The 22,087-nt window shown below is 66.4% G+C and carries 25 protein-coding genes and 1 tRNA gene; 12 read left to right on the top strand and 14 right to left on the bottom strand.

The features are described from left to right. Positions 1-45 precede the first annotated feature (45 nt). The 5 genes from scpA to AC3WJI_RS16150 form a co-directional block, all read right to left on the bottom strand. Positions 46-2,169, bottom strand: coding sequence for a methylmalonyl-CoA mutase (gene scpA, locus AC3WJI_RS16170; RefSeq protein WP_492758309.1), 2,124 nt, complete (start codon positions 2,167-2,169; stop codon positions 46-48). Positions 2,170-2,266: 97 nt separating this feature from the next. Then, positions 2,267-3,046: an enoyl-CoA hydratase-related protein gene (locus tag AC3WJI_RS16165; protein ID WP_492758308.1), complete on the bottom strand. Its 780-nt coding sequence runs from the start codon at positions 3,044-3,046 to the stop codon at positions 2,267-2,269. Between the two features lie 6 nt (positions 3,047-3,052). Next, positions 3,053-3,472 carry a methylmalonyl-CoA epimerase gene (mce, locus tag AC3WJI_RS16160; protein WP_492758311.1) on the bottom strand — a complete coding sequence of 140 codons (420 nt, stop codon included), beginning with the start codon at positions 3,470-3,472 and terminating at the stop codon, positions 3,053-3,055. After that, complete coding sequence (locus tag AC3WJI_RS16155) at positions 3,469-3,822, bottom strand: contact-dependent growth inhibition system immunity protein (RefSeq protein WP_492758307.1); 354 nt, start codon at positions 3,820-3,822, stop codon at positions 3,469-3,471. The genes mce and AC3WJI_RS16155 overlap by 4 nt, the downstream gene beginning before the upstream one ends. Beyond that, positions 3,819-5,345: an acyl-CoA carboxylase subunit beta gene (locus tag AC3WJI_RS16150; RefSeq protein WP_492758306.1), complete on the bottom strand. Its 1,527-nt coding sequence runs from the start codon at positions 5,343-5,345 to the stop codon at positions 3,819-3,821. The genes AC3WJI_RS16155 and AC3WJI_RS16150 overlap by 4 nt, the downstream gene beginning before the upstream one ends. Positions 5,346-5,607: 262 nt before the next feature. Between AC3WJI_RS16150 and AC3WJI_RS16145 the strand changes: the two genes are divergently transcribed. Beyond that, positions 5,608-7,017: a helix-turn-helix domain-containing protein gene (locus AC3WJI_RS16145; protein WP_492758305.1), complete on the top strand. Its 1,410-nt coding sequence runs from the start codon at positions 5,608-5,610 to the stop codon at positions 7,015-7,017. A gap of 14 nt (positions 7,018-7,031) precedes the next feature. After that, on the top strand, positions 7,032-7,466 hold the full coding sequence (locus tag AC3WJI_RS16140) for a DUF3291 domain-containing protein (RefSeq protein WP_492758304.1): 435 nt from the start codon (positions 7,032-7,034) through the stop codon (positions 7,464-7,466). A 2-nt stretch (positions 7,467-7,468) separates the two neighbouring features. Here the strand turns inward: AC3WJI_RS16140 and AC3WJI_RS16135 are convergent, their stop codons facing one another. After that, positions 7,469-8,395, bottom strand: coding sequence for a DUF3829 domain-containing protein (locus tag AC3WJI_RS16135; RefSeq protein WP_492758303.1), 927 nt, complete (start codon positions 8,393-8,395; stop codon positions 7,469-7,471). 130 nt (positions 8,396-8,525) lie between these two features. On the opposite strand from AC3WJI_RS16135, the gene AC3WJI_RS16130 reads away from it, so the two are divergent. From AC3WJI_RS16130 to AC3WJI_RS16120, 3 genes are all read left to right on the top strand, one after another. Then, positions 8,526-9,284, top strand: a complete 759-nt coding sequence (locus AC3WJI_RS16130) for a class II aldolase/adducin family protein (RefSeq protein ID WP_492758302.1) — start codon at positions 8,526-8,528, stop codon at positions 9,282-9,284. 84 nt (positions 9,285-9,368) lie between these two features. Next, positions 9,369-9,587 carry a hypothetical protein gene (locus AC3WJI_RS16125; protein ID WP_492758301.1) on the top strand — a complete coding sequence of 73 codons (219 nt, stop codon included), beginning with the start codon at positions 9,369-9,371 and terminating at the stop codon, positions 9,585-9,587. Between the two features lie 2 nt (positions 9,588-9,589). Next, entirely contained in the window at positions 9,590-9,859 is a 270-nt protein-coding gene (locus AC3WJI_RS16120) for a type II toxin-antitoxin system RelE/ParE family toxin (RefSeq protein ID WP_492758300.1), read from the top strand. Here the strand turns inward: AC3WJI_RS16120 and AC3WJI_RS16115 are convergent, their stop codons facing one another. Continuing rightward, positions 9,860-10,660 carry a DODA-type extradiol aromatic ring-opening family dioxygenase gene (locus AC3WJI_RS16115; RefSeq protein ID WP_492758299.1) on the bottom strand — a complete coding sequence of 267 codons (801 nt, stop codon included), beginning with the start codon at positions 10,658-10,660 and terminating at the stop codon, positions 9,860-9,862. A 169-nt stretch (positions 10,661-10,829) separates the two neighbouring features. Between AC3WJI_RS16115 and AC3WJI_RS16110 the strand changes: the two genes are divergently transcribed. The 7 genes from AC3WJI_RS16110 to AC3WJI_RS16080 all read left to right on the top strand — a co-directional run bounded on the left by AC3WJI_RS16110 (position 10,830) and on the right by AC3WJI_RS16080 (position 16,604). After that, positions 10,830-11,333, top strand: a complete 504-nt coding sequence (locus tag AC3WJI_RS16110; protein ID WP_492758298.1) for a (2Fe-2S)-binding protein — start codon at positions 10,830-10,832, stop codon at positions 11,331-11,333. Positions 11,334-11,453: 120 nt separating this feature from the next. Next, entirely contained in the window at positions 11,454-12,491 is a 1,038-nt protein-coding gene (locus tag AC3WJI_RS16105) for an RcnB family protein (protein WP_492758297.1), read from the top strand. 88 nt (positions 12,492-12,579) lie between these two features. Beyond that, positions 12,580-13,320: a prolyl hydroxylase family protein gene (locus tag AC3WJI_RS16100; protein WP_492758296.1), complete on the top strand. Its 741-nt coding sequence runs from the start codon at positions 12,580-12,582 to the stop codon at positions 13,318-13,320. A 57-nt stretch (positions 13,321-13,377) separates the two neighbouring features. Next, complete coding sequence (gene recJ, locus AC3WJI_RS16095) at positions 13,378-15,144, top strand: single-stranded-DNA-specific exonuclease RecJ (protein WP_492758295.1); 1,767 nt, start codon at positions 13,378-13,380, stop codon at positions 15,142-15,144. A gap of 54 nt (positions 15,145-15,198) precedes the next feature. After that, positions 15,199-15,273 (top strand) — tRNA-Glu (locus AC3WJI_RS16090). Between the two features lie 332 nt (positions 15,274-15,605). Continuing rightward, positions 15,606-15,851 (top strand): hypothetical protein, encoded by a 246-nt coding sequence (locus AC3WJI_RS16085; protein WP_492758294.1) that lies wholly within the window; start codon positions 15,606-15,608, stop codon positions 15,849-15,851. 93 nt (positions 15,852-15,944) lie between these two features. Next, entirely contained in the window at positions 15,945-16,604 is a 660-nt protein-coding gene (locus AC3WJI_RS16080; protein ID WP_492758293.1) for a hypothetical protein, read from the top strand. A gap of 12 nt (positions 16,605-16,616) precedes the next feature. On the opposite strand, the gene AC3WJI_RS16075 is transcribed toward AC3WJI_RS16080, so the two are convergent. The 7 genes from AC3WJI_RS16075 to trbJ all read right to left on the bottom strand — a co-directional run bounded on the left by AC3WJI_RS16075 (position 16,617) and on the right by trbJ (position 22,087). Continuing rightward, the gene (locus AC3WJI_RS16075) at positions 16,617-16,829 is read right to left on the bottom strand and encodes a helix-turn-helix transcriptional regulator (protein ID WP_492758292.1); all 213 of its coding nucleotides are present in this window, start codon (positions 16,827-16,829) and stop codon (positions 16,617-16,619) included. Beyond that, positions 16,819-17,055, bottom strand: coding sequence for a DUF2274 domain-containing protein (locus AC3WJI_RS16070; protein ID WP_492758291.1), 237 nt, complete (start codon positions 17,053-17,055; stop codon positions 16,819-16,821). Before AC3WJI_RS16070 ends, AC3WJI_RS16075 begins: the two co-directional genes overlap by 11 nt. After that, entirely contained in the window at positions 17,052-18,260 is a 1,209-nt protein-coding gene (locus AC3WJI_RS16065) for a TraB/TrbI/VirB10 family type IV secretion system protein (protein WP_492758290.1), read from the bottom strand. The genes AC3WJI_RS16070 and AC3WJI_RS16065 overlap by 4 nt, the downstream gene beginning before the upstream one ends. Next, on the bottom strand, positions 18,253-19,191 hold the full coding sequence (trbG, locus tag AC3WJI_RS16060) for a P-type conjugative transfer protein TrbG (RefSeq protein ID WP_492758289.1): 939 nt from the start codon (positions 19,189-19,191) through the stop codon (positions 18,253-18,255). The genes AC3WJI_RS16065 and trbG overlap by 8 nt, the downstream gene beginning before the upstream one ends. Further along, a complete protein-coding gene (gene trbF / locus AC3WJI_RS16055) occupies positions 19,188-19,949 on the bottom strand; it encodes a conjugal transfer protein TrbF (protein WP_492758288.1) in 762 nt (253 codons plus the stop codon). Before trbF ends, trbG begins: the two co-directional genes overlap by 4 nt. Further along, positions 19,946-21,268: a P-type conjugative transfer protein TrbL gene (trbL, locus tag AC3WJI_RS16050; protein ID WP_492758287.1), complete on the bottom strand. Its 1,323-nt coding sequence runs from the start codon at positions 21,266-21,268 to the stop codon at positions 19,946-19,948. Before trbL ends, trbF begins: the two co-directional genes overlap by 4 nt. A 105-nt stretch (positions 21,269-21,373) precedes the next feature. Next, positions 21,374-22,087: a P-type conjugative transfer protein TrbJ gene (gene trbJ, locus AC3WJI_RS16045; protein ID WP_492758286.1), complete on the bottom strand. Its 714-nt coding sequence runs from the start codon at positions 22,085-22,087 to the stop codon at positions 21,374-21,376.

Here is a 22,087-nt window from a genome sequence, read left to right as displayed (position 1 = left end):
CCCCTATCCCCTCCCCTGAAGAGGAGGGGTAAAAATTGATCTCACTCATTCGGCAGCCTCTTCGATCGGTGGCAGGTTGTGCCCGAGCAGCTTGAGCACTTCCGCCGCCGCGCTGACAAGGTTGGTGCCGGGGCCGAAGATCGCCTGCACCCCATGCGCGCGGAGGAATTCGTAATCCTGCGGCGGGATCACCCCGCCCGCGACGACCTTGATGTCCGGTCGGCCCGCCTCTTTCAAGGCATCGACCAATTCGGGGATCAGCGTCTTGTGTCCCGCGGCAAGGCTCGACGCGCCGACCACGTCGACCTGCTTCTCGATCGCCAGCGCGCAAGTCTCGGACGGTGTCTGGAACAGCGGACCCGACACCACGTCGAACCCGAGATCGGCAAAGGCGCTCGCGACGACATTGGCGCCGCGGTCATGCCCGTCCTGGCCCATCTTGGCGACCAGCACCCGCGGCTTGCGGCCCTGCCGCCGCTCGAACGCCGAGACCCCTTCCTCGGCGCGCAGCCAGCCCTTGTCTTCGGCATGCGCCGGGCCATAGACGCCCTTGATCGGCGTCACCCCGACCGCGTGCCGCCCGAACGCGACTTCCATCGCCGCCGACATCTCGCCGAGCGTGCAACGCGCCCGCGCCGCCTCGACGCAGAGCGCGAGCAGGTTCTCGCTGCCCATCGCACCGCGTCGCAGATTGCCCAGCGCTTCCTCGGCCTTGGCCGCGTCGCGTTCGGCGCGCGTGGTCGCGATCCGCTTGATCTGGTCGGCGCGAACCCGCGTATTGTCGATCTCGAGGATGTCGATCGGCGCGTCGTTGGGGTTGAGGTATTTGTTCACCCCGACGATCACGTCCTCGCCGCGATCGACCCGGGCCTGGCGCGCGGCGGCGGCGCGCTCGATATGCTCCTTCGGCATGCCGCTCTCGACCGCGTGGGTCATCCCGCCCAGCGCCTCGACCTGCTCGATCAGCGCCCAGGCCTTGTCGGCGAGCTCCTGCGTCAACGCCTCGACATAATAGGACCCGCCGAGCGGATCGACGACATGCGTCATCCCGGTCTCTTCCTGGAGGATGAGCTGGGTGTTGCGCGCGATCCGCGCCGAGAAGTCGGTCGGCAGCGCCACTGCCTCGTCGAGGCTGTTGGTGTGGAGCGACTGGGTGCCGCCAAAGGTCGCCGCCATCGCCTCGATCGTGGTGCGGATGACGTTGTTGTACGGGTCCTGCTCGGTCAGCGACACGCCCGAGGTCTGGCAATGCGTTCGGAGAGTCTGCGAGCGCGCCGAACCGCCGAACCCCGCAATGATCCGGCTCCACAGCATCCGCGCCGCGCGCAGCTTGGCCACTTCCATGAAGAAGTTCATGCCGATGCCGAAGAAGAAGGACAGCCGCCCGGCGAACTCGTCGATGCTCAAGCCCCGCGCGATCGCGGCGCGGACATAGGCCATGCCGTCGGCGAGGGTGAAGGCGAGTTCCTGCACCGCGGTCGCCCCCGCCTCGTGCATGTGATAGCCCGAGATCGAGATCGAGTTGAACCGCGGCATATGCTCGGCGGTGTAGGCGATAATGTCCGCGACGATCCGCATCGAAGGCTCGGGCGGATAGATGTACGTATTGCGGACCATGAACTCCTTGAGGATGTCGTTCTGGATGGTCCCGGTGAGCTGGTCCTGCCGCACGCCCTGCTCTTCCGCCGCGACGATGTAGAAGGCCAGGCACGGCAGTACCGCGCCGTTCATCGTCATGCTCACCGACATCTCGTCGAGCGGGATGCCGTCGAACAGGATCTGCATGTCGGCGAGCGTGTCGATCGCGACGCCTGCCTTGCCGACATCGCCGGTGACGCGCGGATGATCGCTGTCATAGCCGCGATGGGTGGCGAGATCGAATGCGATCGACAGGCCTTTCTGTCCCGCGGCGAGGTTGCGGCGGTAAAAGGCATTCGATTCCTCGGCGGTCGAAAAGCCGGCGTACTGGCGGATCGTCCAGGGACGCCCGGCATACATCGTCGCCTTCACGCCACGGGTGAACGGCGCGAAGCCGGGGAGCCCCGGGTCGGGCGCGTCGGCGGCGGTGTAGAGCGGCTTGACCGCGATCCCCTCGGGCGTGTGCCAGGTGAGATCGGCGTCGCGGACTTCCTTGGCGGCAAGCTTCGCCCAAGCGTCGAGATCGCTCACGCTTGTACTCCTGCGAAAGCAGGAGCCCAGGGCCGCAAGCGAAGCCCTTCGTTACCCTGGGCTCCTGCTTTCGCAGGAGCACGACACCCGAACATACTCACTGTCCCTTGAACTCCGGCTTGCGCTTCTGAAGGAAGGCCATCCCGCCTTCCATCGAGTCCGCAGAGCCGCGCGCCGTGCGCTGGTTCTCGGCCTCGCGCGCCATCGCCTCGGCATAGCCACCGTCGAGCGCCGCGTGCAGTTGCCGCCGGATCATCCCAAGCGCCACCGTCGGCCCCGCCGCGAGCCGCTCGGCCAGCCGCCACGCTTCGCTGTCGACGACGTCTTCGTGGACGACTTCGTACACCATCCCCCATTCGCGCGCCTTGTCGGCGTGCACTTTTTCTCCGAGCAGCATCATCTCAAGCGCGCGGGCGCGGCCGACGATCCGCGGCAGCATCCAGCTCGCCCCGCCATCGGGCACCAACCCGATATTGACGAAGGCCTGGAGGAAATAGGCATTGCTCGCCGCGATGCAGAAATCGGCGGCGAGCGCGAGGCTGCAGCCGATCCCGGCCGCCGGCCCGCGCACGCCGCTGACCACCGGCACGCCGAGCTCGGCGATCGCGAGCAAGGTCGGGTTATAATGCTCGGTCAGCGCGGAGTAGGTCGCCTCTCCCGGATCGCCGGCCGACAGCGCTCCCGCGACATCGGCGCCCGAACAGAACGCCCGGCCCGCCCCGAGCAACAACACCGCGCGCGCACCGTCGAGATCGATGAGCGCCGCCTTGATCTCGTCGAACATCGCCGGCGGCGCAGCATTGAGCCGCTCGGGCCGGTTGAGCGTGACCGCCAGCACGTCGCCGCGCCGCTCGGTGAGGATATGTTCGTAGGCCATCAGAAGTCAGTGCTCATCACGCGGCGTCTCCATGATCTCGGTGAGAACGCCGCCCATGTCGCGGGGATGCACGAAGAAGATCATCGTCCCGTGCGCCCCGATCCGCGGCTCCCCGAGCACCCGCGCACCCTTGGCCTCGAACCATGCCTTGGCTTCGTGGATATCGAGCACCTCATAGCAGAGATGATGCTGCCCCCCCGTCGGGTTCTTGGCGAGGAAGCTGTGGATCGGCGATCCCTCGCCCAGCGGTTCGATCAGCTCGATCTGGGTGTTGGGCGTATCGACGAAGCACACTTTCACGCCCTGTGCCGGCAGGTCGAACGGGTCGCGGTTCACCTGCGCGCCCATCGTCTCGCGGTAGAAGGCGATCGACGCTTCGATCGAAGGCGTAGCGACGCCGACATGGTTGAGCCGGCCGAGCTTCATGGTTTCCATCCGTGATCGTGTTGTCTGATTTGGGCGATCAGTGCATCGTAGATCTCGTTCATGAACTCTCGAGCTTCCGCCTCGGATCCAAAATCCAACTCGACGCCATATGCGTCGAGGTTGGCACGTATCTCTTCCCTTGAGCCTATACGTTGGTTCCAGTTCGACCACTCTCTGGCTGCCTGCTTTTGGTCCGCCAAATCAAATCCCAGCGCAGCAGCTTTTATAGCATTGGGCAGAGTTTCGAACTCGAAGAACACATCTTGGCCGAAATATCCGCCCAGCAGCTGATACAGAGTCGGCCAGTGCTGTTCAGCCTCAAGCCTACGCTCACGAGTATTCCTGCTCATAGCGGAATGTTGTCATGCTTCTTCCACGGATTCTCGAGCTGCTTATTGCGCAGCTTCCGTAGCCCCAGCGCCACGCGCCGCCGCGTGGAATGCGGCAGGATCACTTCGTCGATGAAGCCCTTGCTCGCCGCCACGAACGGATTGGCGAAGCGCGCCTCGTACTCGGCAGTGCGCTCGGCGATCTCCTCGGGGGTCTTGCCGCGGAAGATGATCTCGACCGCGCCCTTGGCCCCCATCACTGCGATCTCGGCGGTCGGCCAGGCATAGTTCAAGTCGCCGCGCAGATGCTTGGACGCCATCACGTCATACGCCCCGCCATAGGCTTTGCGGGTGATCACCGTGATCTTGGGCACCGTCGCCTCGGCATAAGCGAACAGCAGTTTGGCGCCGTGCCTGATGATGCCGCTATGCTCCTGCCCGACCCCCGGCAGGAAGCCCGGCACGTCGACGAAGGTCACGATCGGAATCTCGAACGCATCGCAGAAGCGCACGAACCGCGCCGCCTTCTTGCTCGAATTGATGTCGAGAACTCCGGCCAGCACCATCGGCTGGTTCGCGACCACGCCCACCGTACGCCCCTCGACCCGGCCGAAGCCGATCAGGATGTTCCCGGCATGCGTCGGCTGGAGTTCGAAGAACTCGCCCTCGTCGAGCACCTTCCGCAAGCATTCGTGCATGTCATAGGGCTGGTTGGCATTGGGCGGGATCAGCGTGTCGAGGCTGGGCTCGATGCGGTCCCACGGATCATCACACGGCCGCTCGGGAACGGCTTCCCGATTGGACGCGGGCAAGAAGTCCACGAAGTCGCGGGCTGCGAGCAGAGCCTCGATATCATTGTCAAAAGCCACATCAGCGACCCCCGACTTCGTGGTGTGCGTCACAGCTCCACCCAGTTCCTCCTGCGTGACGATCTCGTTGGTAACGGTCTTCACTACATCTGGGCCGGTGACGAACATGTACGATGAATCCTTCACCATGAAGATGAAGTCGGTCATCGCAGGGGAATAGACGGCCCCGCCTGCACAGGGGCCCATGATCAGGCTGAGCTGCGGCACCACGCCGCTCGCCAATACGTTGCGCTGGAACACTTCGGCATAACCGCCGAGGCTCGCGACGCCCTCCTGGATGCGCGCGCCGCCGCTGTCGTTCAACCCGATCACGGGCGCGCCGACCTTGAGCGCCATGTCCATGATCTTGCAGATCTTCTGCGCATGGCGCTCGGACAGCGAGCCGCCGAACACGGTGAAGTCCTGGCTGAACACGAAGACCAGCCGGCCGTTGATCGTGCCGCTGCCGGTGACGACGCCGTCGCCCGGGACGATCTGCGCCTCCATGCCGAAATCGACGCAATTATGCTCCACATACATGTCGAGCTCTTCGAACGAGCCCTCGTCGAGCAGCACCTCGACGCGTTCGCGCGCGGTCAGCTTGCCCTTGGCGTGCTGCGCATCGATCCGCTTCTGCCCGCCCCCCAGCCGGGCCGCGGCGCGGCGGCGCTCCAGTTCCTCGATCGTCGACGACATTGGGGTCTCCCAGCGGTGGCGCCTTCTGCACAGGGCGCTCGCAAAGGCGCAATTGCAATGTTGCAAAGTTGCGGCGGGCGGGTTTGCAGAATATGGTCGGTGGCATGAGAAGCGCGAACCACTCGCCCCAGAGCACGCCCCTCCCTGCAAGGGAGGGCATGGGGGTGGGTGCGCGGCTCGCAGGGTCGCGCCCTACGAGCTGCGTCAATGGGCTCGCTGCGCTCGCACCCACCCCTGACCCCTCCCTTTCAGGGAGGGGAATATGAGTTCGCAACCCCGCCGCCGCCTGTTCGAGGGCTTCCGCCTCCGCGACCTGCGCCGCCGTCTCGCGCTCAGCCAGTCGGCGATGGCGGCGCGGCTGGGCATCTCGGTCCCCTATCTCTCGCAGATCGAGAATAACGGCCGCCCGATCACCGACGTCGTCTTGCTTGCGCTCGCCCGCGAGTTCCCGATGGAGGCGGCAGACATCGGCGCCGAGGCCGAGACCGCCGCCTTGCTACGCACGATCGACGCCGCCACCGACACCAGCATCGCCGCGCACCCGCTCAGCGAAACCGACGTCCGTCGCGGGCTCGAGCAGCAGCCCCTGCTCGCCCGCCGCCTCGTCGCGGTCCACGACGCCTGGCGCCGCAGCCAGGAGCAGCTCCGCGTCCTCGACGACCGCTTCGATACCGGCTCGAGCGACGCCGCCCCGCTCCCCTGGGAGGAGGTCCGCGACTGGTTCCAGGCCGAGGGCAATTACATCGAGGCGATCGACCGCTCGGCGGAAGCACTTGCCGATGCGCTCGACGAGGGTCCGGTCACCCAGGCGCTCGAGGACCGCCTCCGCCGCTGGCACGGCGTCCGCGTGGTCGGCGACGACAGCGCCGGCAGCCAGTTGAGCGGGTTCGACGAAGCCACCCGCACGCTCGCGCTCAACAGCGGCCTGCCGCCCGAAAGCCGCGCTTTCCTGCTCGCACACCGCCTCGTCCGCTATGAATTCGCCAACGAGATGCACCACGTCATCGGCGAGGCGGGGCTCGCCGGCCAGGCATCGCGCGAACTGCTCAGCGTCGGGCTGGCCAATTATGCCGCCGGCGCACTGCTGATGCCGTACGGCGCCTTCCGCGCCCGCGCCCGCGAGGTTCGCCACGACATCGATCGACTGCGCCAGCGCTTCGGGGTGAGCTTCGAGCAGGCGTGCCATCGCCTGTCGACGCTCCAGCGACCCGGTGCCGCCGGCCTGCCCTTCTTCTTCTGCCGCGTCGACATGGCGGGGAACATCACCAAGCGCCACTCGGCCACCCGCCTCCAGTTCGCAGCCTTGGGCGGCGCCTGCCCCTTGTGGATCGTCCACGAGGCTGTCGCGATCCCCGACCGTATCCTCGTCCAACTCGCTGAAATGCCCGACGGCACCCGCTACGTCTCGATGGCCAAGGGGCTGGTCAAGCCGTCGGGCAGCTATGCCCGCCCGCCGCGGCGCTACGCGGTCGCGCTCGGCTGCGAGGAGGCGCACGCCGCCGACTTCGTCTATGCCGACGATCTGCGGCTGGGCGGCATCGCGACGCCGATCGGCGCGAGCTGCCGCATCTGCCCGCGCACCGATTGCGACCAGCGCGCCTTCCCGCCGGCCGGATCGGTAATCGAGATCGACGCCGACCGGCGCAGTATCGTGCCCTACGCGTTCCGTTAGGCCCAGGAGACCGCATGCTCTTCGTCAGCGTCACTCGCCTGCGCATCCGCTCGTGGCGCTTCCTCCCGGCCTTCTTCGTTCACGCCTACCGGACCAACCGGCAGGCCGCAGCTGCACCGGGCTTCCGCGCCGGATCGCTGCTGCCCGACCGCCGCTGGACCTTCTGGACGCTGACGGTGTGGGACCGGCCCGAGGACATGCGCGCCTATATCAAGACGGGCGCGCACAAGAAGGCGATGCCCAAGCTCATCCACTGGTGCGACGAAGCCAGCATCGTCCATTGGGAGCAGCCCGACCTCACCTTGCCGGGCTGGCCCGAAGCCGACGCACGCATGCGCAGCGAAGGCCGCCCGTCAAAGCTCTACCATCCCACGCCCGCGCACCTGGCGATGACCTTCGCCGCGCCGAGACCGGGGCCTGGCGCTCCGATCACGCCGCGCACGGGCTGATCTCAGACGTTGTTGTTCGCCATCCCGACCGCGCGGTTGTACGAATCGACCATCGACTCCGCATCGTCGGCGGAATGCGACTGCTTGAGCTGGCGATACTGCCCGATCATCGATCCCAGCGTGTCGTTGACCAAGGCGTAGACGCCGAGCCTACTCGTCACGATCGGCTCCTTCGCCTTGGCCTTCGCGTCCACGATCGCCTTTTGCTGCTCCGCGAGCAGCTTCTCGAGCGAGGCGACCAACGCATCGCCCTTGGCGAACACCGCTGGATCCTTCAGATCCTCGGGCTTGTCGAACAGCTGGATCAGCTCCTCGGCCTGCACCATCGTCGCCTTGTTGTTGTAGCCGACCGTGTCGCCATCGGCCTTGAGCCTGGCGAGCTCGGCCTCGGTGCCGGCGCGGCGCTGCTTGACCAGCTCGGCGTTGAACGCGTCCATCGCTTTGAGCGCCGCGTCGAAATCGGCGGTCATCGCCGCGTCCTCGGCCTTGCCGCGCTTGAGCCCGTCCTCGCGATAGGCCTTGGTGTTGTAGTAAGCGTAGAGAGGCTTCAGGCGGGCAAGCAGCTTCTGCAATGCCGTGTCGAGCGCCTCCGCAGTCGCATCGACCGGGCCGAGCGCGCCCGGCAGCGCACGCGCCGCCTTGAGCTTGCCTTGCGCGGTCTCGATCCAGCCGTCGCTGATCGAGATGTCCTCGCTGGGCGATCGGCTCGCGATCCGCTCCTTCTGGTAATCTTGCGCCGTCCGGGGAAGGCCGAAGGTGTCGATCAGCGCATTATACGCCTCGGTATACGCGCTCAATTTGGCCGCCGCGTCGGGCGAAGGCGCAACGGCCGCGGTCGAGCCGTTCCCGCCGCTCCCTGTTCCGCCGCACGCTCCCAGCAGCAACAATCCCGCCAGGGCGACGCCCTCGCGCAGTTTCATCCGTCGCATTCGGCAGATTCCCCTCAGTCGTTGCGAAGGCGTAACGCGGACCCGGCGATTTCGATCCGGAGTTCGGGGCACCGGTTGCCGCAATCCCCATTCGCGTGGCATATTGAAACCAAAGACAAGGAGAGGATCGATGGCCACCGCGCTGCAGACGTCGCAGATGACCGAAGCCGAATGGGAAGCGCGCCAGCAGCTCGCCGCCTGCTACCGTGTGTTCGACATGCTCGGCTGGTCCGAGATGATCTACAATCACATCACGGTGAAGCTGCCCGACGAGGAGGGCGCTTTCCTGATCAACCCGTTCGGGCTGCATTTCAGCGAAGTGAAGGCGTCGAACCTCGTCAAGATAGACATAGACGGCAACAAGCTCGACGGCTCGCCCTACCCCGTCAACCGCGCCGGCTTCGTCCAGCACGCCTTGTTCCACCGCCACCTGCCCGACGCGCATTGCATCATGCACACCCACACCACGGCGGGCATGGCGGTGAGCAGCGTCGAGGGCGGCCTGCGGCCGACCAATTTCTATGCGTGCAGCTTCGCCGGACAGATCGCCTATCACGATTTCGAGGGCGTGACGGTGCGCGACGAGGAAGGCGAACGCCTGCTCGCCAATCTCGGCGACAAGCGCGTGATGCTGCTGCGCAACCACGGCATCCTGGTCATGGGCAAGACGCTGCCCGAGGCATTCATCAAGCACTGGTCGCTCCAGCGCGCCTGCGAGATCCAGGTCGCGACGATGGGCATGGGCGAGCCGCTGCTGGTCCCGGACGAAGTGGTGGCGGTCCACCAGCGTGACTTGCACATGGCGCAGGTCCCCGGCGGCCCCGGCGCCGCGGACTTCGCCGCGATGGTCCGGCTGGTGGACAGGGTGGACACGAGTTGGCAGGAGTAAGTGCAGCCTTGCCTGGCGAGCCCGAAAGCGCGGGTCGCCAGGATTTTTGCCTGGCCATTGCTGTGCTATATCGCGCTTATGACTGTGCTCGACACCTTCCTGTCCTTCGCCAAGGGCCTACCCGCCGACCGACTGCAATCGGTTGAAGCCGCGCTCGCGGCGCTGATGGAGACCTATTCCGAGCGGCACGCTTTCACGGATGGCGAGTTTTCCGAGCTCGACCGCCGGGTTGCGGAACCAAAGCCCGCTTACGCCGATCCTGCGGAGATCGCCGCGCTATTCGGCAAGCCCTTTTCTGGATGAGAGTGATCTTTCGCGCAGAGGCGGCGGCCGATCTGCGCTCGATCATCGCCTATTACGAGGAAGTGGCTCCAGAGGCGCTCGCCAAGATACTTGCCGACATCCACCGCTCGATCGATCAGCTTTCGCATTTTCCGCGCATTGGGATGCGCGTGCCGGATCGTTCATTCCATCGCCTGGTGACGCACAAATATCATTTTAAGGTGGCGTATTCGATCGCTGGGGATGCGATCGTGATCCTCGGCATCTTTCGCTATCAAGATCGCGAAGCGTAGTCACCCGAACCGAAACCCGCTCACTGCCCAGCCCAGCACATGGTCGCGATACTCGGCCACCGCCGGTCCCTCGCCGCCCGCGCCGAGCGCGACCATCAGCGGCAGCAGATGCTCCTCGCGCGGATGGGCAAATTGCGCATGCGGCAGCGTATCCCAAGCTGCGACGCGCTCGGCCCGGCGTGCCGGATCAGGATCGGTTACGGCGTCGACCAAAGCCGCATCCCATTCATCCGCCACTGGCGTCACTTCCGGACCGCGCGCGCGCAGGTTGTGGAAGCTCATCCCCGAACCCACAATCAGCACGCCTTCGTCGCGAAGCGGCGCAAGCGCCCGTCCGATCGCGATATGCGCCGCGGGATCGAGGTCCTTGCGCAGCGACAGCTGGACCAGCGGAATGTCCGCGCCCGGCACGGTGACCATCATTGGAATGAACACGCCGTGATCCCAGCCGCGTTCGCGCTCGACGCCTACCGGGAAGCCTGCCGCTTCGATAAGCGCTTTCGCCCGCGCCGCGACCTCCGGCGAACCGGGCGCCTCCCAGCGCAGCCGATAGGTGTGCTCGGGGAAACCGAAATAGTCGAACAGCAGCGGCTGGCCGTTGCCGGCATGGACGGTGACCTGCTCCTCCTCCCAATGTCCCGAGATCAGCACGATCGCCTTGGGGCGCTCGGCCAGGCTGTCGATCAGCCCGGCAAGATAGGCCTGCATCGGCCGCCACATCGGATCGGGCGGACCGCCTGCCGGGTCCATGAAGAAGCAGGGCCCGCCGCCATGCGGAATGAAAAGCGTTGGAAGTGTCATGGCATGGATTTCGGATGCCCGTCAGCGGCGGGCAATACCAGTTTCGGAAACGCCTTGTTTCTCTCCGCTCCCTCCCGCTTGCGAGAGGGGCCGGGGGAGGGCATGGTCGCGGGATGGCTAGGTCAGACAGCCCCTCCCTTAGCCCCTTCCGCAAGCGGGAGGGGAACAAGTGACTCGCTTCACCGTCAACAACCAGCCGGTCGAGTACAAGATGGACCCGCGCACGCCATTGCTGTGGGCACTGCGCGACGCTTCCAATCTCACCGGCACCAAATATGGCTGCGGCACGGGCGATTGCGGCGCCTGCGCAGTCGATGTCGATGGCGGGCTGCGGCTCGCCTGCCAGGAGACGATCGGCGCGCTCGAAGGGACCTTCGTCACGACGATCGAGGGTCTATCGAAGGATCGCAGCCATCCCGTGCAGCAGGCGCTGCTCGCGACCAATGTCGTCCAATGCGGCTATTGCATTCCCGGCGTCGTCATGGCCGCGTCGGTCCTGCTGCGCACCAATCGCAACCCCAGCGAGGAGGACATCAAGAGCGCGATCCCCAATATCTGCCGGTGCGGCATCTATCCGCGGCTGATCGGCGCGATTACCGAAGCAGCGCGGTCGACGCGCGGCGATGCGCCGCTGCCGCCCGAGCCCCAAGTCGAAGCACCGGCGCCCGAATAAGTTTGCTCAATTCTTTCAATCACCTTTCGCCGCAATTCAGCAACCGGTCATACGCTGAAACGTAATGCAATTCCACGATGAAGCCCGGCCTGTTGCCGGTCTCGACGGAGACAAGTTGAGATGAAGAAGACCTTGCTCGCGGCGATCATCGCCGCAACGGCTCTGGTCCCGCCGGCAGCACTTGCACAGGATCGCGGACGCTGGGGCGGCCGCGGTGGCGGCAACGGCGGCCAGTCGTCCGAAGTCCGCCAGAATCGCGGCGAATGGCGCCAGCAGCAGCAGAGCCAGCAAGCGGTGCCGCAGGCCCAGCCGCAGCGTCAGTGGAATGGCGGCGGCGAGCGCCAGGGCGGCTGGAACAGGCCGCAGCGTCAGTGGAATGGCGGTGGCGACCGCCAGGGCGGGTGGAACCGCCCGCAGGTCCAGCCGCAGGTGCCCGAGCCACAGGCTCCGCAGGCAGTGCCGCAGCAGTCGTTCCAGCAGCAACAGCAGCAGCGCTGGGGCGGCAGCCGCGGCGATCGCAGCCAGTGGAACAACAATGGCGACCGTTCGCGCTGGACCGGCAATCGCAGTCAGTGGAATGGTGGCGACCGCCGCCCCGACGTGAGCCAGCCGCAGTTGGACGAGCAGCGTCAGCAGCAGTTCGGCGACCGCAGCCGCTGGCGCGACGGCAATCGCGATCGCGGCCAGTTCGATCGCGGCAACCGCAACTGGAACGAAAGCAATCGCACTCGGAGCTGGAGCAGCGATCGCGACCGGAACTGGAACGACACCAACCGCGACCGCAACTGGCGCGGCGACCGCAATCGCTATGACAGCAATCGCGGCTGGAACGATCGCAACCGCGGCGGCTGGAACAATAATTGGCGCAACGATCGCCGCTACGATTGGCGCGGCTATCGCAACGGCAATCGCAGCCTCTATCGCCTTCCGCGTTATTACGCGCCGAGCGGCTGGGGGTATGGCTATCGCCGCTTCGGAATCGGCTTCATGCTCGATTCGATGCTCTATTCGTCGAGCTATTGGATCAACGATCCCTATTATTATCGCCTGCCCGAGGTCGACGGCCCGTATCGCTGGGTGCGCTATTACAATGATGCGCTGCTCGTCGACATCTATAGCGGCGAAGTGATCGACACGATCTACGACATCTTCTGGTAGGGACGACCGCAGCCTTGCTGGAGATCTGAGGCCCGGCGGCGACGCCGGGCCCCTTGCAAATCTCGGCCTGTCGCGCGATTTCGCAAGGGTGAGCAAGAATTTGAACGACGGTCGGGTTTCGGGCGGCCCCTCCCCCGTCCGCGCGCGCCTCGGTCGCGACGTCTCCACCCGGCTCGATGCCGATCCGAACGTCCGCCGCGCCAAGACGGAAGCGGCGCAGATGTACACCTATCCCGACTTCCTCAGCGCCGCCGAGTGCGACACGCTGATCGAGTTGATCGATTCGAACGCCCGCCCCTCCACCTTGCTCGCGGTCAGCGAAGACCCCGATTACCGCACCAGCCACAGTTCGGACCTACATCGCTGGTCCGAAGAGATATTGGCCGTCGACCGCCGCATCGCCGGGTTGCTCGGCATCCCCGAGGAATATGCCGAGACGCTCCAGGGCCAGCGCTACGCGGTCAACCAGCAGTTCCGCGCGCATTGCGACTATTTTCACGAGTCGAGCGACTATTGGCCGAAGATGCAGCAGACCGGCGGGCAGCGCACCTGGACCGCGATGGCCTATCTCAACGATGTCCCCGAGGGCGGCGCGACATGGTTCCCGCGCGCCGGGATCCGCTTCAAGCCCAAGCGCGGCCTGCTCGTCATGTGGAACAACATGACCCCCGACGGCACCCCGAATTACGACACGCTCCACGAAGGCATGCGCGTGCTCGAAGGCACCAAGTACATCGTCACCAAATGGTTTCGCGAAGAGCCGTGGATCAAGGATTACATCCAGACTTATATCGCCGGCGGCATCGAGAACGCTCCGGGAACAGATTGAGCCCGCGGCGCGAGTCCCGCTCTCGACATCCCCGCTTGGCTTAGCCAAACACACGGCATGTCCGCCGTGCTCAACATCCGTACCTCGATCCTCGGCCAGCCCTGGCGCTGGCGGGGCCTCGCCGCCGACGCGCGCGACCCGGATTTTGCCCCCGACGATATCGTCACGCAATTGCTGCTGACCCGCGGCTGCCCGCGCGAAGGCCTCGACGACCACCGCGCACCGAGCATCCGCGCCTTCATGCCCGACCCCTCGATCTTCCGCGATATGGACAAGGCTGCCGAGCGCCTTGCCAACGCGGTCGAGCGACAAGAGCAAGTCGCGATCTTCGGCGATTACGACGTCGACGGCGCCACCTCGGCAGCCTTGCTGATCCTGCTGCTGCGTGATCTCGGGCTAGAGGCGCGGCCGTATATCCCCGATCGACTGATGGAGGGTTATGGCCCGTCGGGCGAGGCGCTGGTACGCCTCCACCGTGAAGGTGCCGGGCTGATCGTGACCGTCGATTGCGGCGCGCAGGCGTTCGAGGCGCTCCAGATGGCCAAGGATGCCGGCGCCGAAGTGATCGTCTGCGACCACCACAAATGCGCTGCCGAACTGCCGGTGGCGCACGCCGTGATCAACCCCAACCGGCTCGACGAAACCGAGGGCGCCGCGCACGGCCATCTCGCGGCAGTAGGCGTCGCCTTCCTGCTCGGCGCCGCGCTGATCCGCACGCTGCGCGCGCGCGGCTGGTTCGCGATGCGGCCTGAGCCGCGGCTGCTCGACCTGCTCGACTTGGTCGCGCTCGGCACCGTCGCCGACGTCGCCTCGCTCAAGGGGCTCAACCGCGCCTTTGTCGCGCAGGGCCTCAAGGTGATGGGGCAGCGTCGCAATATCGGGCTCAATGCCCTGATCGAAGCCTCTCGTCTCACCCGCGCGCCGACCTGCACCGATCTCGGTTTCGCGCTCGGGCCCCGGATCAACGCCGGCGGCCGGGTCGGACGCTCCGACCTCGGCGTCCGACTGCTCACCACGCGCGATCCGGAGGAAGCGCGTGCGATCGCCGCCGAGCTCGACCTGCTCAACGCGGAGCGCCGCGCGATCGAATCCGAGGTCCAGTTCGCCGCCGAACAGCTCTGCCTCGCCAGGGGCAATCGCGCGGTGGTGGTGATCGCCAGCCGCGGCTGGCACGCCGGGGTGATCGGAATCGTCGCGGGGCGGCTCAAGGAGAAGCTCGGCCGCCCCGCGATCGTCATCGCGCTCGACGAGGATGGTGTGGGCAAGGGCTCGGGCCGCTCGATCCCAGGGGTCGATCTCGGCGCCGCGGTGCTCGCCGCGAAGGAGGCCGGCCTTCTGCACGCCGGCGGCGGCCATGCGATGGCGTGCGGCGTGACGATCGAAGAGGCCGCGCTCGACGCCTTCGCCGATTTCCTCGAGCAACGCCTCGCCGACCGCGTCACCGCGGCAATGGGCGAACGGGCGTTGCTGCTCGATGCGGTGCTCGCTCCTGGCGGAGTCAATCCCGAGTTGGTAACCGCGATGGACGCCGGCGGCCCCTATGGCATGGGCTGGCCGGCGCCGCGGATCGCGGCGGGCCCGCTGCGCGTGATCAAGGCCGATATCGTCGGCAGCGGCGGACATGTCCGCCTTGTCGTCGCGGGGGAGGATGGCCGCGGCTTCAAGGCCGTCGCCTTCCGCCACGCCGAGACCGAGCTCGGCGCCGCGTTGCTTTCGGCCCCCCGCCATCGCAAGCTCTGGCTCGCCGGCCGCGCCAAGATCGACGACTGGGGCCAGCGCCGCGCCGCCGAATTGCACATCGAAGATGCCGCCTGGGCCGATTGAGGTGCTTGACCCGCGCCCATTCCTTCCCTAACCGGCCCTTCCACGCTCCGGCATGGCCCCTTCGTCTAGCGGTTAGGACGCGGCCCTTTCACGGCTGAAACACGGGTTCGATTCCCGTAGGGGTCACCAATCTTTTCAAGCACTTAGCTTTGAGCGATTGGCACAAATAGCGAACATCCCCAATGCATCCCCGATAGACGATTGCGGATTTTCGCGAACTTTCGCGGTCTTTTTTGCGGGTGAGCCCGCGTCGCCGCACGCGGCAAGGCGGCGCCTGAAAGCCTCCGCTCGATGGCCCACTTAGCGAGTCGAGATCGGCTGTGTCCGACGTCGGACGACCGTCATCCGAATGCCTGGAGGGCCTAGAGCGACAGGGTCGCAGCGCCGCCGACGCTATTCGCAAATCATGCCCGCGTGCCTAAGGTGGGTGGCAAAAGGATCCGTCGAGCTAGGGTTCCAGTTTGACCAAGAAGCCCCTGAAGACCGAACTGCATCATTGGTGGCCCCGAACCCTTTCGGAACACTGGCGCGGTGACGATAATATGGTCTCCGCCGTACGCTCAAACGGCGAGGTCCGGCGCGCGCGCCCTGGTGCCTTCGGCGGGATTACAAATGCCCATCACATGAAGATGGGCGGACCTTGGGATTCAACCTTCGAACCGAGCTTCAACCAGCCAGACAACGAGATCAACGAATTTGTCGACTGAATCTTCACGCTCGAGGCGAGACACGCCCACAGCGATCTGCCGATGCTGGAGCGAATTCTCGCGCAACCACTACCGGCCGAGCGCCACAAGCAGATGGCACGCATCGTCGCCTCACTTCTCGCGCGCAGCCCGCGCATCCGCTACGTCATCAAGCTCGGAACCGAATATTATCGCGAGCGCTTCGGGCTCGCCGATCCGACCGCAGACAAAAATCTAATCGCAGCCAATCAGCGCGGGCTTTACGACGCCTATCGCAAACTGATGGAAGGAAGCGGTCGCTGGGCCCTCCTGTTCAGCGACACCACGGAATTCATCGCGGGCGATGGGTTCCTCCACAACTTCCCCGCCTCGGCCGATGGTCTCCATTCCGGCAGGAAGCTGGTGATCCCGATCCTGCCGACGGTCACTATCATCTATATGCTCCCTATGGGCGGCCACCCCACAGAACCCAAGCTGGTAACCCTCCGCGTCGACCGTGAGGAGGCCGCAGTGCTGAACGAATTCGTGCAGGTCTATGCTCGCGATCTCCTGTTCTTCCGATCCGAGACACCTGTCCTATCCGACGCCTTCCGCGTCGGTGAACATCGCGAGTTCGAATATAGCCAGCACGAATGGCTCGACGGCCTGCTGGACGATTTGTCGCAGTATAATCTCTGGGGGAAAGGCGGTACGCCAGGGACGACCGGCAGGCGCCCCTATACCGAGTCGATCCTTGGCAATCGCATGCTGGACCAGTTCGCCCGGCGCACTTGAGGCCGATTGCACTCAATTCTGACGAACGGCATTGGTGCGGCAGATCGCCTCCATCCAGGCACCCACCTCCCTCTCACTCCAGCGGACCGCCCGCCGCGTTAAGGGATATGGTCGCGGGAAGCTGCCCTCGGCAATGAGCGCGTAGATCTTCGTCTTACCGAGCCCCACCCGCGCCTGGACCTCGGGCAGGCGCAGGAAGCGATCGACGCTTGGTTCACCTTTCATTGCGACGCTCCCCCAGAGTTTCTCGGGCCCTGACGAAGCTGCGATCGCTGGCGAGGAATGCGGTCAGCATATGGGGTACGAGCTCGGCGACCGTTTCCCGTTCCCCATAGGTCCTGCTGTAGATCTCGGCGTAGTCGTCGAGCGCACGGGCCAGGTCCGGCGGGAGCACAATGGTGAGCTTGACCGGACTGCGATCCGGCAGTTTCGCTAGTCGTAGACCGCTCATGGCCGCGGTCCGGTCCAGGGCGGCAGGATCAGGTCCTTGTGAAGGATGACGCGCATCGGCCAACCCGGCCGGACTGTGATGGTCGGCTGGACGTCGAGCGCGCGTTGGACGAGCCGGTCGCCGGCTCGCGCGCTGCTCTGCTGGGCGGATTCGCGCATCGCCCGTACCAGATCGCTCTCGTCGCCCAGGCTGAGCTCGGTACCGATGCCGAGCAATGTCGACAGGCCGACGCCCTTCAGCAACTGCCAGCTGTGCAGGTCGATCTTGTCGGCGAGGCCGGCATAGCCTTGCGTATCGGTCGCCGGCAGATTGTCGACTTCGATCGAGCTGCCGTCCGGCATCAGGATGCGCTGCCAGACGACCAGCGCCCGGGTCTGGCCGAAGGCGACCACTGAATCATAGCGTCCGAGAAGGCGCGCACCCTGCGGGATCAGCATGGTCCTGCCGGTGGGGCTATCGAACACGGGTTGCGAGACCTGGGCGATCACGAAACCGGGCAAATCCGAATTGAGTCCGGTGACGAGGCTCGCGGCGATGACGCTTCCGGCGCTGAGGATCGTCGGCGACGCTGGCGGCACCAGCCGGCCGGGATCGCCGGTCTGTCCGTCGGCCCGCCGCGTGAGGAACGCCTGTTTGCTCGTCTGGCCGTTGGGAGCAGTGGTCGCTGCGTCGGCGGGAGACCCCTGGGTTGAAGCGACGGGGGCCGCAGGCGCCGAGGGAGCCTCGGGACGTCCGCCTGCTGCACCAACGAGCACTGCCGACTCGCGCGCTGCCTTGCGCTCCGCGGCCGCCCGCTGACGCTCCGCCTCGATCGCCTGCGCGGCGCGCAGCGCCGGATCGTCGATCGGCGGACGTGATTCGGCGAGGCTGCGCTGATGATCGAGGATCGGCTTGCCAAGATCGCCCGGAAGCGGAGGGCCCAGCCGCGGGATATCGCCATAGCCCTTGGGCGCCTTGCCGAGGGCGTCCTCGGGCGAGTGCAGCTGCGGTTCGGCCTGGGTCTCCGCGGTCATGCCGGTGCCCAGATGGACGGGCTGGAGGCCGAGCCAGGCGATGCCGGCGACAGCGCTGGTCCCAACCAAGGCCGCCGCGATGATAGCACCGCGGCGGAAGCGGATCACCTGCCGAGGGCGTGCCCGCAGCACCAGGCTTTCGGGATCGACCTTCGCGGCGGGCGCAGGGACGTCGGGGACCTCCTCAGTCATGCCGACCTCCCCGGCCCTTCTTGCCCTGATCGAGGACGATGCGGACCACTTTCTGCTTCTTCCCGCCCAGGCGCAGTTCGGCCGCGGCGAACAGGCGGTCAACGATGTAGAATCGGCCCACCATGCGATAGTTGACCAGCTCGGCGGTGCCATCGGCGCCGATCACGAACAAGGGCGGCGCCTCGCCCTGTGCGATGCCGGCGGGGAATTCGATGAAGGTCTGCCGGCCATCGTCGAACGCGCGCAGCGGCCGCCAGGCTGGGTTGTCGCCGCTAATCCGATAGCCGAACCGCAACATCTCCAGCGGCACGCCCGCCGCGACCGGCCTGGCGGCCTCGATAGCGGCGGTCTCGCGCTTGAGCGCGATCAGCGCGTCAGCCGGATAGGACCACGACACCGCGGCCATAGCGGTGACCGGCGTACTCGTCAGCTCGACATGATAGCTGCGGCGATCGGTCGTGATGACGAGGTTCGTGGCCAACCCAGCGCTGTACGGCTTGAGCAGGATATGGGTGCGCTTGCTCTCGCCGCTGCCGCTGCTCGTATCGCCGATCGTCCAACGGCTGGTGTCGCCGGCGGCGATCGCGACCAGGCTCTCGCCCGGCTGCAGCGCGATATCGGTGACCCGCTCGGGCGCCGCGAAGACGCGGTAGAGCGTGCCCTCGGTGTAGGGGTAGATCTGGACCGCGCCGAGATAGCCGGCATTGCTCGGCTCGCGGGTCGCGCCCTGATTGGCAGCAGCGACACGGCGCGCGGCCGGCGACGGGCGATAGGGCCGCGCCCGCTCGATCGTCACCGGCTGTGTGATCGGCGCCACGGGTGGCAACGCCACCGCTTGGGCGGGCGGCGTGGGCTCGGATGCCGGCACGGTTTGCGCGATCGCGGGCAGCGCCAGCAACAGGCCAGGGGCGAGGAGGAAAGAGCGCTTCATTGCACGGACTCCGGTTTGGCTTCGGGGGAAGGCAGCGGTGCGGGCGCCGGCGGCGAGGCGCCCGGGGCCGCGACGGGCTCGAGCTCGCGGCTCCAGTCGACGGCATCGACATAGAGGCCGAGCGGATTGCGCCGCAGCGTGTCGGCGTTTTTCGGCGGGCGGGTCGCGACGGTCAGGATCGCGGTCCAGCGCGACGTGCCGGCGAGGCTGCCGCGCGTATAGGCCGTCTCGACCCATTTCAGCTGGAAGCTGGTGGGCGATGCGCGCACGACGCTGGTCACCTGGACCGAGACGGTCTTCTCGCCGACCTGGCCGAACGGGTTGGCCGCGCGCGCATAGTCGTCGAGCGTCAGCTTTCCACGCTCGGTGACGAAGTCATAGGCCTGCAGCCAGTTCTGGCGCATCAGCACCGGATCGAGCGAGACCGAGCGCACATCGAGCACGAAGCGGCCGAGGAACCAGGCGATCTGGGGATCGGTGGGCTTATATGCCGTATCCGCCGGGGCGACGGCCTGAGCCTCGCCCAGATCGTCGACCGCGACGACGAACGGCACGACGCGGCTCTGCATCGACTGCCAGACCAGGCCGCCGGCCAGCGCGGTCGAGAGGAACAACCCGCCGAACGCCATCAGCCGCCAGCTATGCGCCTGGACGCGTGCCGAACCGATCCGCTCGTCCCAGAGCTGTCCCGCGCGTTGATAGGGTGTCTCGGGCTCGGGCGTATGCCCATAGCGCTGCGTGCTCCTTCGGAATTTCATTGATCATCCCTTTCCTTGATATCCGGGGTGGCTGACGCACCGCCGCGATCGCCTTCCTTGATCGCCTGGAAGGCGGCGTGGCGGTGATGGCGAGCGGTCTGCTCAGCCCGAAGCTGACGCGCCCAGCCGGGCGCACCCTGCCCCTCTCCGCCCGCGCTGGCGGAGGACGCCGGAGCGCCCGAGGCGGAAGAGGAGGTCGTGCCGGCGTTCCAGGCGGCGTTGCGGCCACGCTCGGCGGCTTCGCCCAGACCCGTCGCTGCGCCCGCGCCGCGACGCATTGCGCCGGCCGCTGCGCTGCCGACGCCGGACAGGCTGGCGCCGACACTGGACGAGCCCGAGGTTTCCTGCCCGAGCTTGTAGGCGGTCGAGGCGGCGCTCCCCATCGCCGTGCCCGCGCGCAGCGCGCTCAGGCCGCCGCCGGCAGCCATCCGGGCGGCGCCGGCTACGGCCCCGCCGCCCAGCATCGCGCCGCCGACTACCGTGGCTGCGGTACCGATCGCCGCGCCTGCCCCAAGCTGCGGCGCGCCGGCGACGAGGCCGGAGGCGACGGACGGCCCGAAGATGCCGAGGCCGAGCAAGGTCATGCTCGCCAGCACCAGGCTCATCGCCTGGCCAAGATCCGGCTCGGTGCCCCGCGCGGCTTGGGTGAACTCGGCGAAGAAGCCCGAGCTGATCCCGATGATGACGGCGAGCACCATGATCTTGATGCCCGAGCTGATCACCGAGCCGAGCGTGCGTTCGGCGAGAAAGCTGGTGCGGTTCCACAGCGCGAACGGCACGAGGATGAAGCCGGCCAGCGTGGTCAGCTTGAACTCGAGGATCGTGATGAAGACCTGCACCGCCAGCACGAAGAAGGCGATGATCGTGATCGCCCAGGCGATCAGCAGCACCATGATCGTCATGAAGTTGCTGAAGAAGCTGGTGAAGCCGAGCAGGTCCTTGGCCTGGTCGAGCAACGGCCATGCCGCTGCAAATCCCGTGCCGGCGAGCCGCCCGGGCTGCAGCAGCTGGTCCGCGGTCATCGTGCCCCCGGCCGCGGTCAGGCCGGCCTGAGTGAACGAGCGGAAGATGATGTCGGCGAGGCGCGAGAAATTGTTGATGAGGAAAGCGAACGCGCCGACGTAGAGGATCTTCTTCAGGAGCCGGCCGAGCACATCGCCCTCGCCGCCCATCGCCCAGAATAGCCCCGCGATCGTGATGTCGATCACGATCAAGGTGCTGGTGAGGAAGGCGACATCGGGGCCGAGCAGGCCGAAGCCGCTGTCGATATAGCGGATGAAGTCCGCCAGGAACCGGTCGATCACATTGAGGTCGTTCATTGTGTCGTTTCCTCAAAGGGTGCCGCAGGGCGCGTCTGCGGGGGGGGCGCTCGGCGCCCTGCGGCGCTCGGCAACGAGGGAGGCATCGTCGCCGAGCAAGGGCGGTCAGCGCGGCGTATAGGCGGTCCCCGAGCCGAGGAATTTGGTCGCGGCGGCATGGCCGTCGAGCTCAGCCTGGGCCCGCCGGGCCTGATCGGTCGCGTCGGCGCGGAACTGTGCGGCGAGCAGTTGCTGGATCTGGAGCTGTTGCTTGGCGGTCAGCGCGAGCAGCTGGTTGGTCGACTGGCCGACCTGGAGCGCGCCGACGGAATTTTGGCTCTTCTCCGAAAGCTTGGCGAGCGTCGTCACGTCCGCTTCGATATTCTCGGCGATGTCCGCCTGAACCTTCATCGTCTGGCGGAACCCGGCCATCACGGTGTCGAGCCGGGCCTTGGCCTGGGCTGCGATCGCGTTGGCGCCGAGCTTCGTGTCGAAGTCGGGATAGAGGGTGCGAAACTGCTGATCGACCTGGCCAACGCGGAATGCGATGCCCTCGGCTTGCTGGATCAGCTGGCCGATCTCCTTCATCCGATCAGTCAGCGCGGCGAAATCGGGGAAGTCGGTCCGCGCGAGGTTCAGGTCCATCTTGAGAAGCGCCTGCGCTTCGTTCTGGAGCTGCTGCACCTGTTGATCGATCATCTTCAGCGTGCGCGTCGCGTTCGCGAAGGAATCGACGTCGACGATCGCGATCTGCGCCTGGGCGGGCGCGGGCAACGCTGTCGCGACGATCCCGACCGGGAGGGCGATGCGAAGCAGCAGGGCAAGAGCGTGGCGAGTCAT

The organism is Sphingomonas sp. FW306-1B-B10E (genome assembly GCF_058782005.1).
Note: the sequence above shows the minus strand (reverse complement) of the source record. Positions and strands in the feature narration are given on the sequence as shown.

What these genes read in the sequence shown, in the direction of transcription:
- AC3WJI_RS16070 (WP_492758291.1), bottom strand. Translation starts at nt 17,055, where the DNA reads ATGAGCGGTCTACGACTAGCGAAACTGCCGGATCGCAGTCCGGTCAAG.
- trbJ (WP_492758286.1), bottom strand. Translation starts at nt 22,087, where the DNA reads ATGACTCGCCACGCTCTTGCCCTGCTGCTTCGCATCGCCCTCCCGGTC.
- trbG (WP_492758289.1), bottom strand. Translation starts at nt 19,191, where the DNA reads ATGAAGCGCTCTTTCCTCCTCGCCCCTGGCCTGTTGCTGGCGCTGCCC.
- AC3WJI_RS16165 (WP_492758308.1), bottom strand. Translation starts at nt 3,046, where the DNA reads ATGGCCTACGAACATATCCTCACCGAGCGGCGCGGCGACGTGCTGGCG.
- AC3WJI_RS16065 (WP_492758290.1), bottom strand. Translation starts at nt 18,260, where the DNA reads ATGACTGAGGAGGTCCCCGACGTCCCTGCGCCCGCCGCGAAGGTCGAT.
- AC3WJI_RS16155 (WP_492758307.1), bottom strand. Translation starts at nt 3,822, where the DNA reads ATGAGCAGGAATACTCGTGAGCGTAGGCTTGAGGCTGAACAGCACTGG.
- AC3WJI_RS16115 (WP_492758299.1), bottom strand. Translation starts at nt 10,660, where the DNA reads ATGACACTTCCAACGCTTTTCATTCCGCATGGCGGCGGGCCCTGCTTC.
- AC3WJI_RS16080 (WP_492758293.1), top strand. Translation starts at nt 15,945, where the DNA reads ATGGCACGCATCGTCGCCTCACTTCTCGCGCGCAGCCCGCGCATCCGC.
- AC3WJI_RS16145 (WP_492758305.1), top strand. Translation starts at nt 5,608, where the DNA reads ATGAGTTCGCAACCCCGCCGCCGCCTGTTCGAGGGCTTCCGCCTCCGC.
- trbF (WP_492758288.1), bottom strand. Translation starts at nt 19,949, where the DNA reads ATGAAATTCCGAAGGAGCACGCAGCGCTATGGGCATACGCCCGAGCCC.
- AC3WJI_RS16130 (WP_492758302.1), top strand. Translation starts at nt 8,526, where the DNA reads ATGGCCACCGCGCTGCAGACGTCGCAGATGACCGAAGCCGAATGGGAA.
- AC3WJI_RS16150 (WP_492758306.1), bottom strand. Translation starts at nt 5,345, where the DNA reads ATGTCGTCGACGATCGAGGAACTGGAGCGCCGCCGCGCCGCGGCCCGG.
- AC3WJI_RS16135 (WP_492758303.1), bottom strand. Translation starts at nt 8,395, where the DNA reads ATGCGACGGATGAAACTGCGCGAGGGCGTCGCCCTGGCGGGATTGTTG.
- trbL (WP_492758287.1), bottom strand. Translation starts at nt 21,268, where the DNA reads ATGAACGACCTCAATGTGATCGACCGGTTCCTGGCGGACTTCATCCGC.
- recJ (WP_492758295.1), top strand. Translation starts at nt 13,378, where the DNA reads ATGTCCGCCGTGCTCAACATCCGTACCTCGATCCTCGGCCAGCCCTGG.
- mce (WP_492758311.1), bottom strand. Translation starts at nt 3,472, where the DNA reads ATGAAGCTCGGCCGGCTCAACCATGTCGGCGTCGCTACGCCTTCGATC.
- AC3WJI_RS16105 (WP_492758297.1), top strand. Translation starts at nt 11,454, where the DNA reads ATGAAGAAGACCTTGCTCGCGGCGATCATCGCCGCAACGGCTCTGGTC.
- AC3WJI_RS16075 (WP_492758292.1), bottom strand. Translation starts at nt 16,829, where the DNA reads ATGAAAGGTGAACCAAGCGTCGATCGCTTCCTGCGCCTGCCCGAGGTC.
- AC3WJI_RS16140 (WP_492758304.1), top strand. Translation starts at nt 7,032, where the DNA reads ATGCTCTTCGTCAGCGTCACTCGCCTGCGCATCCGCTCGTGGCGCTTC.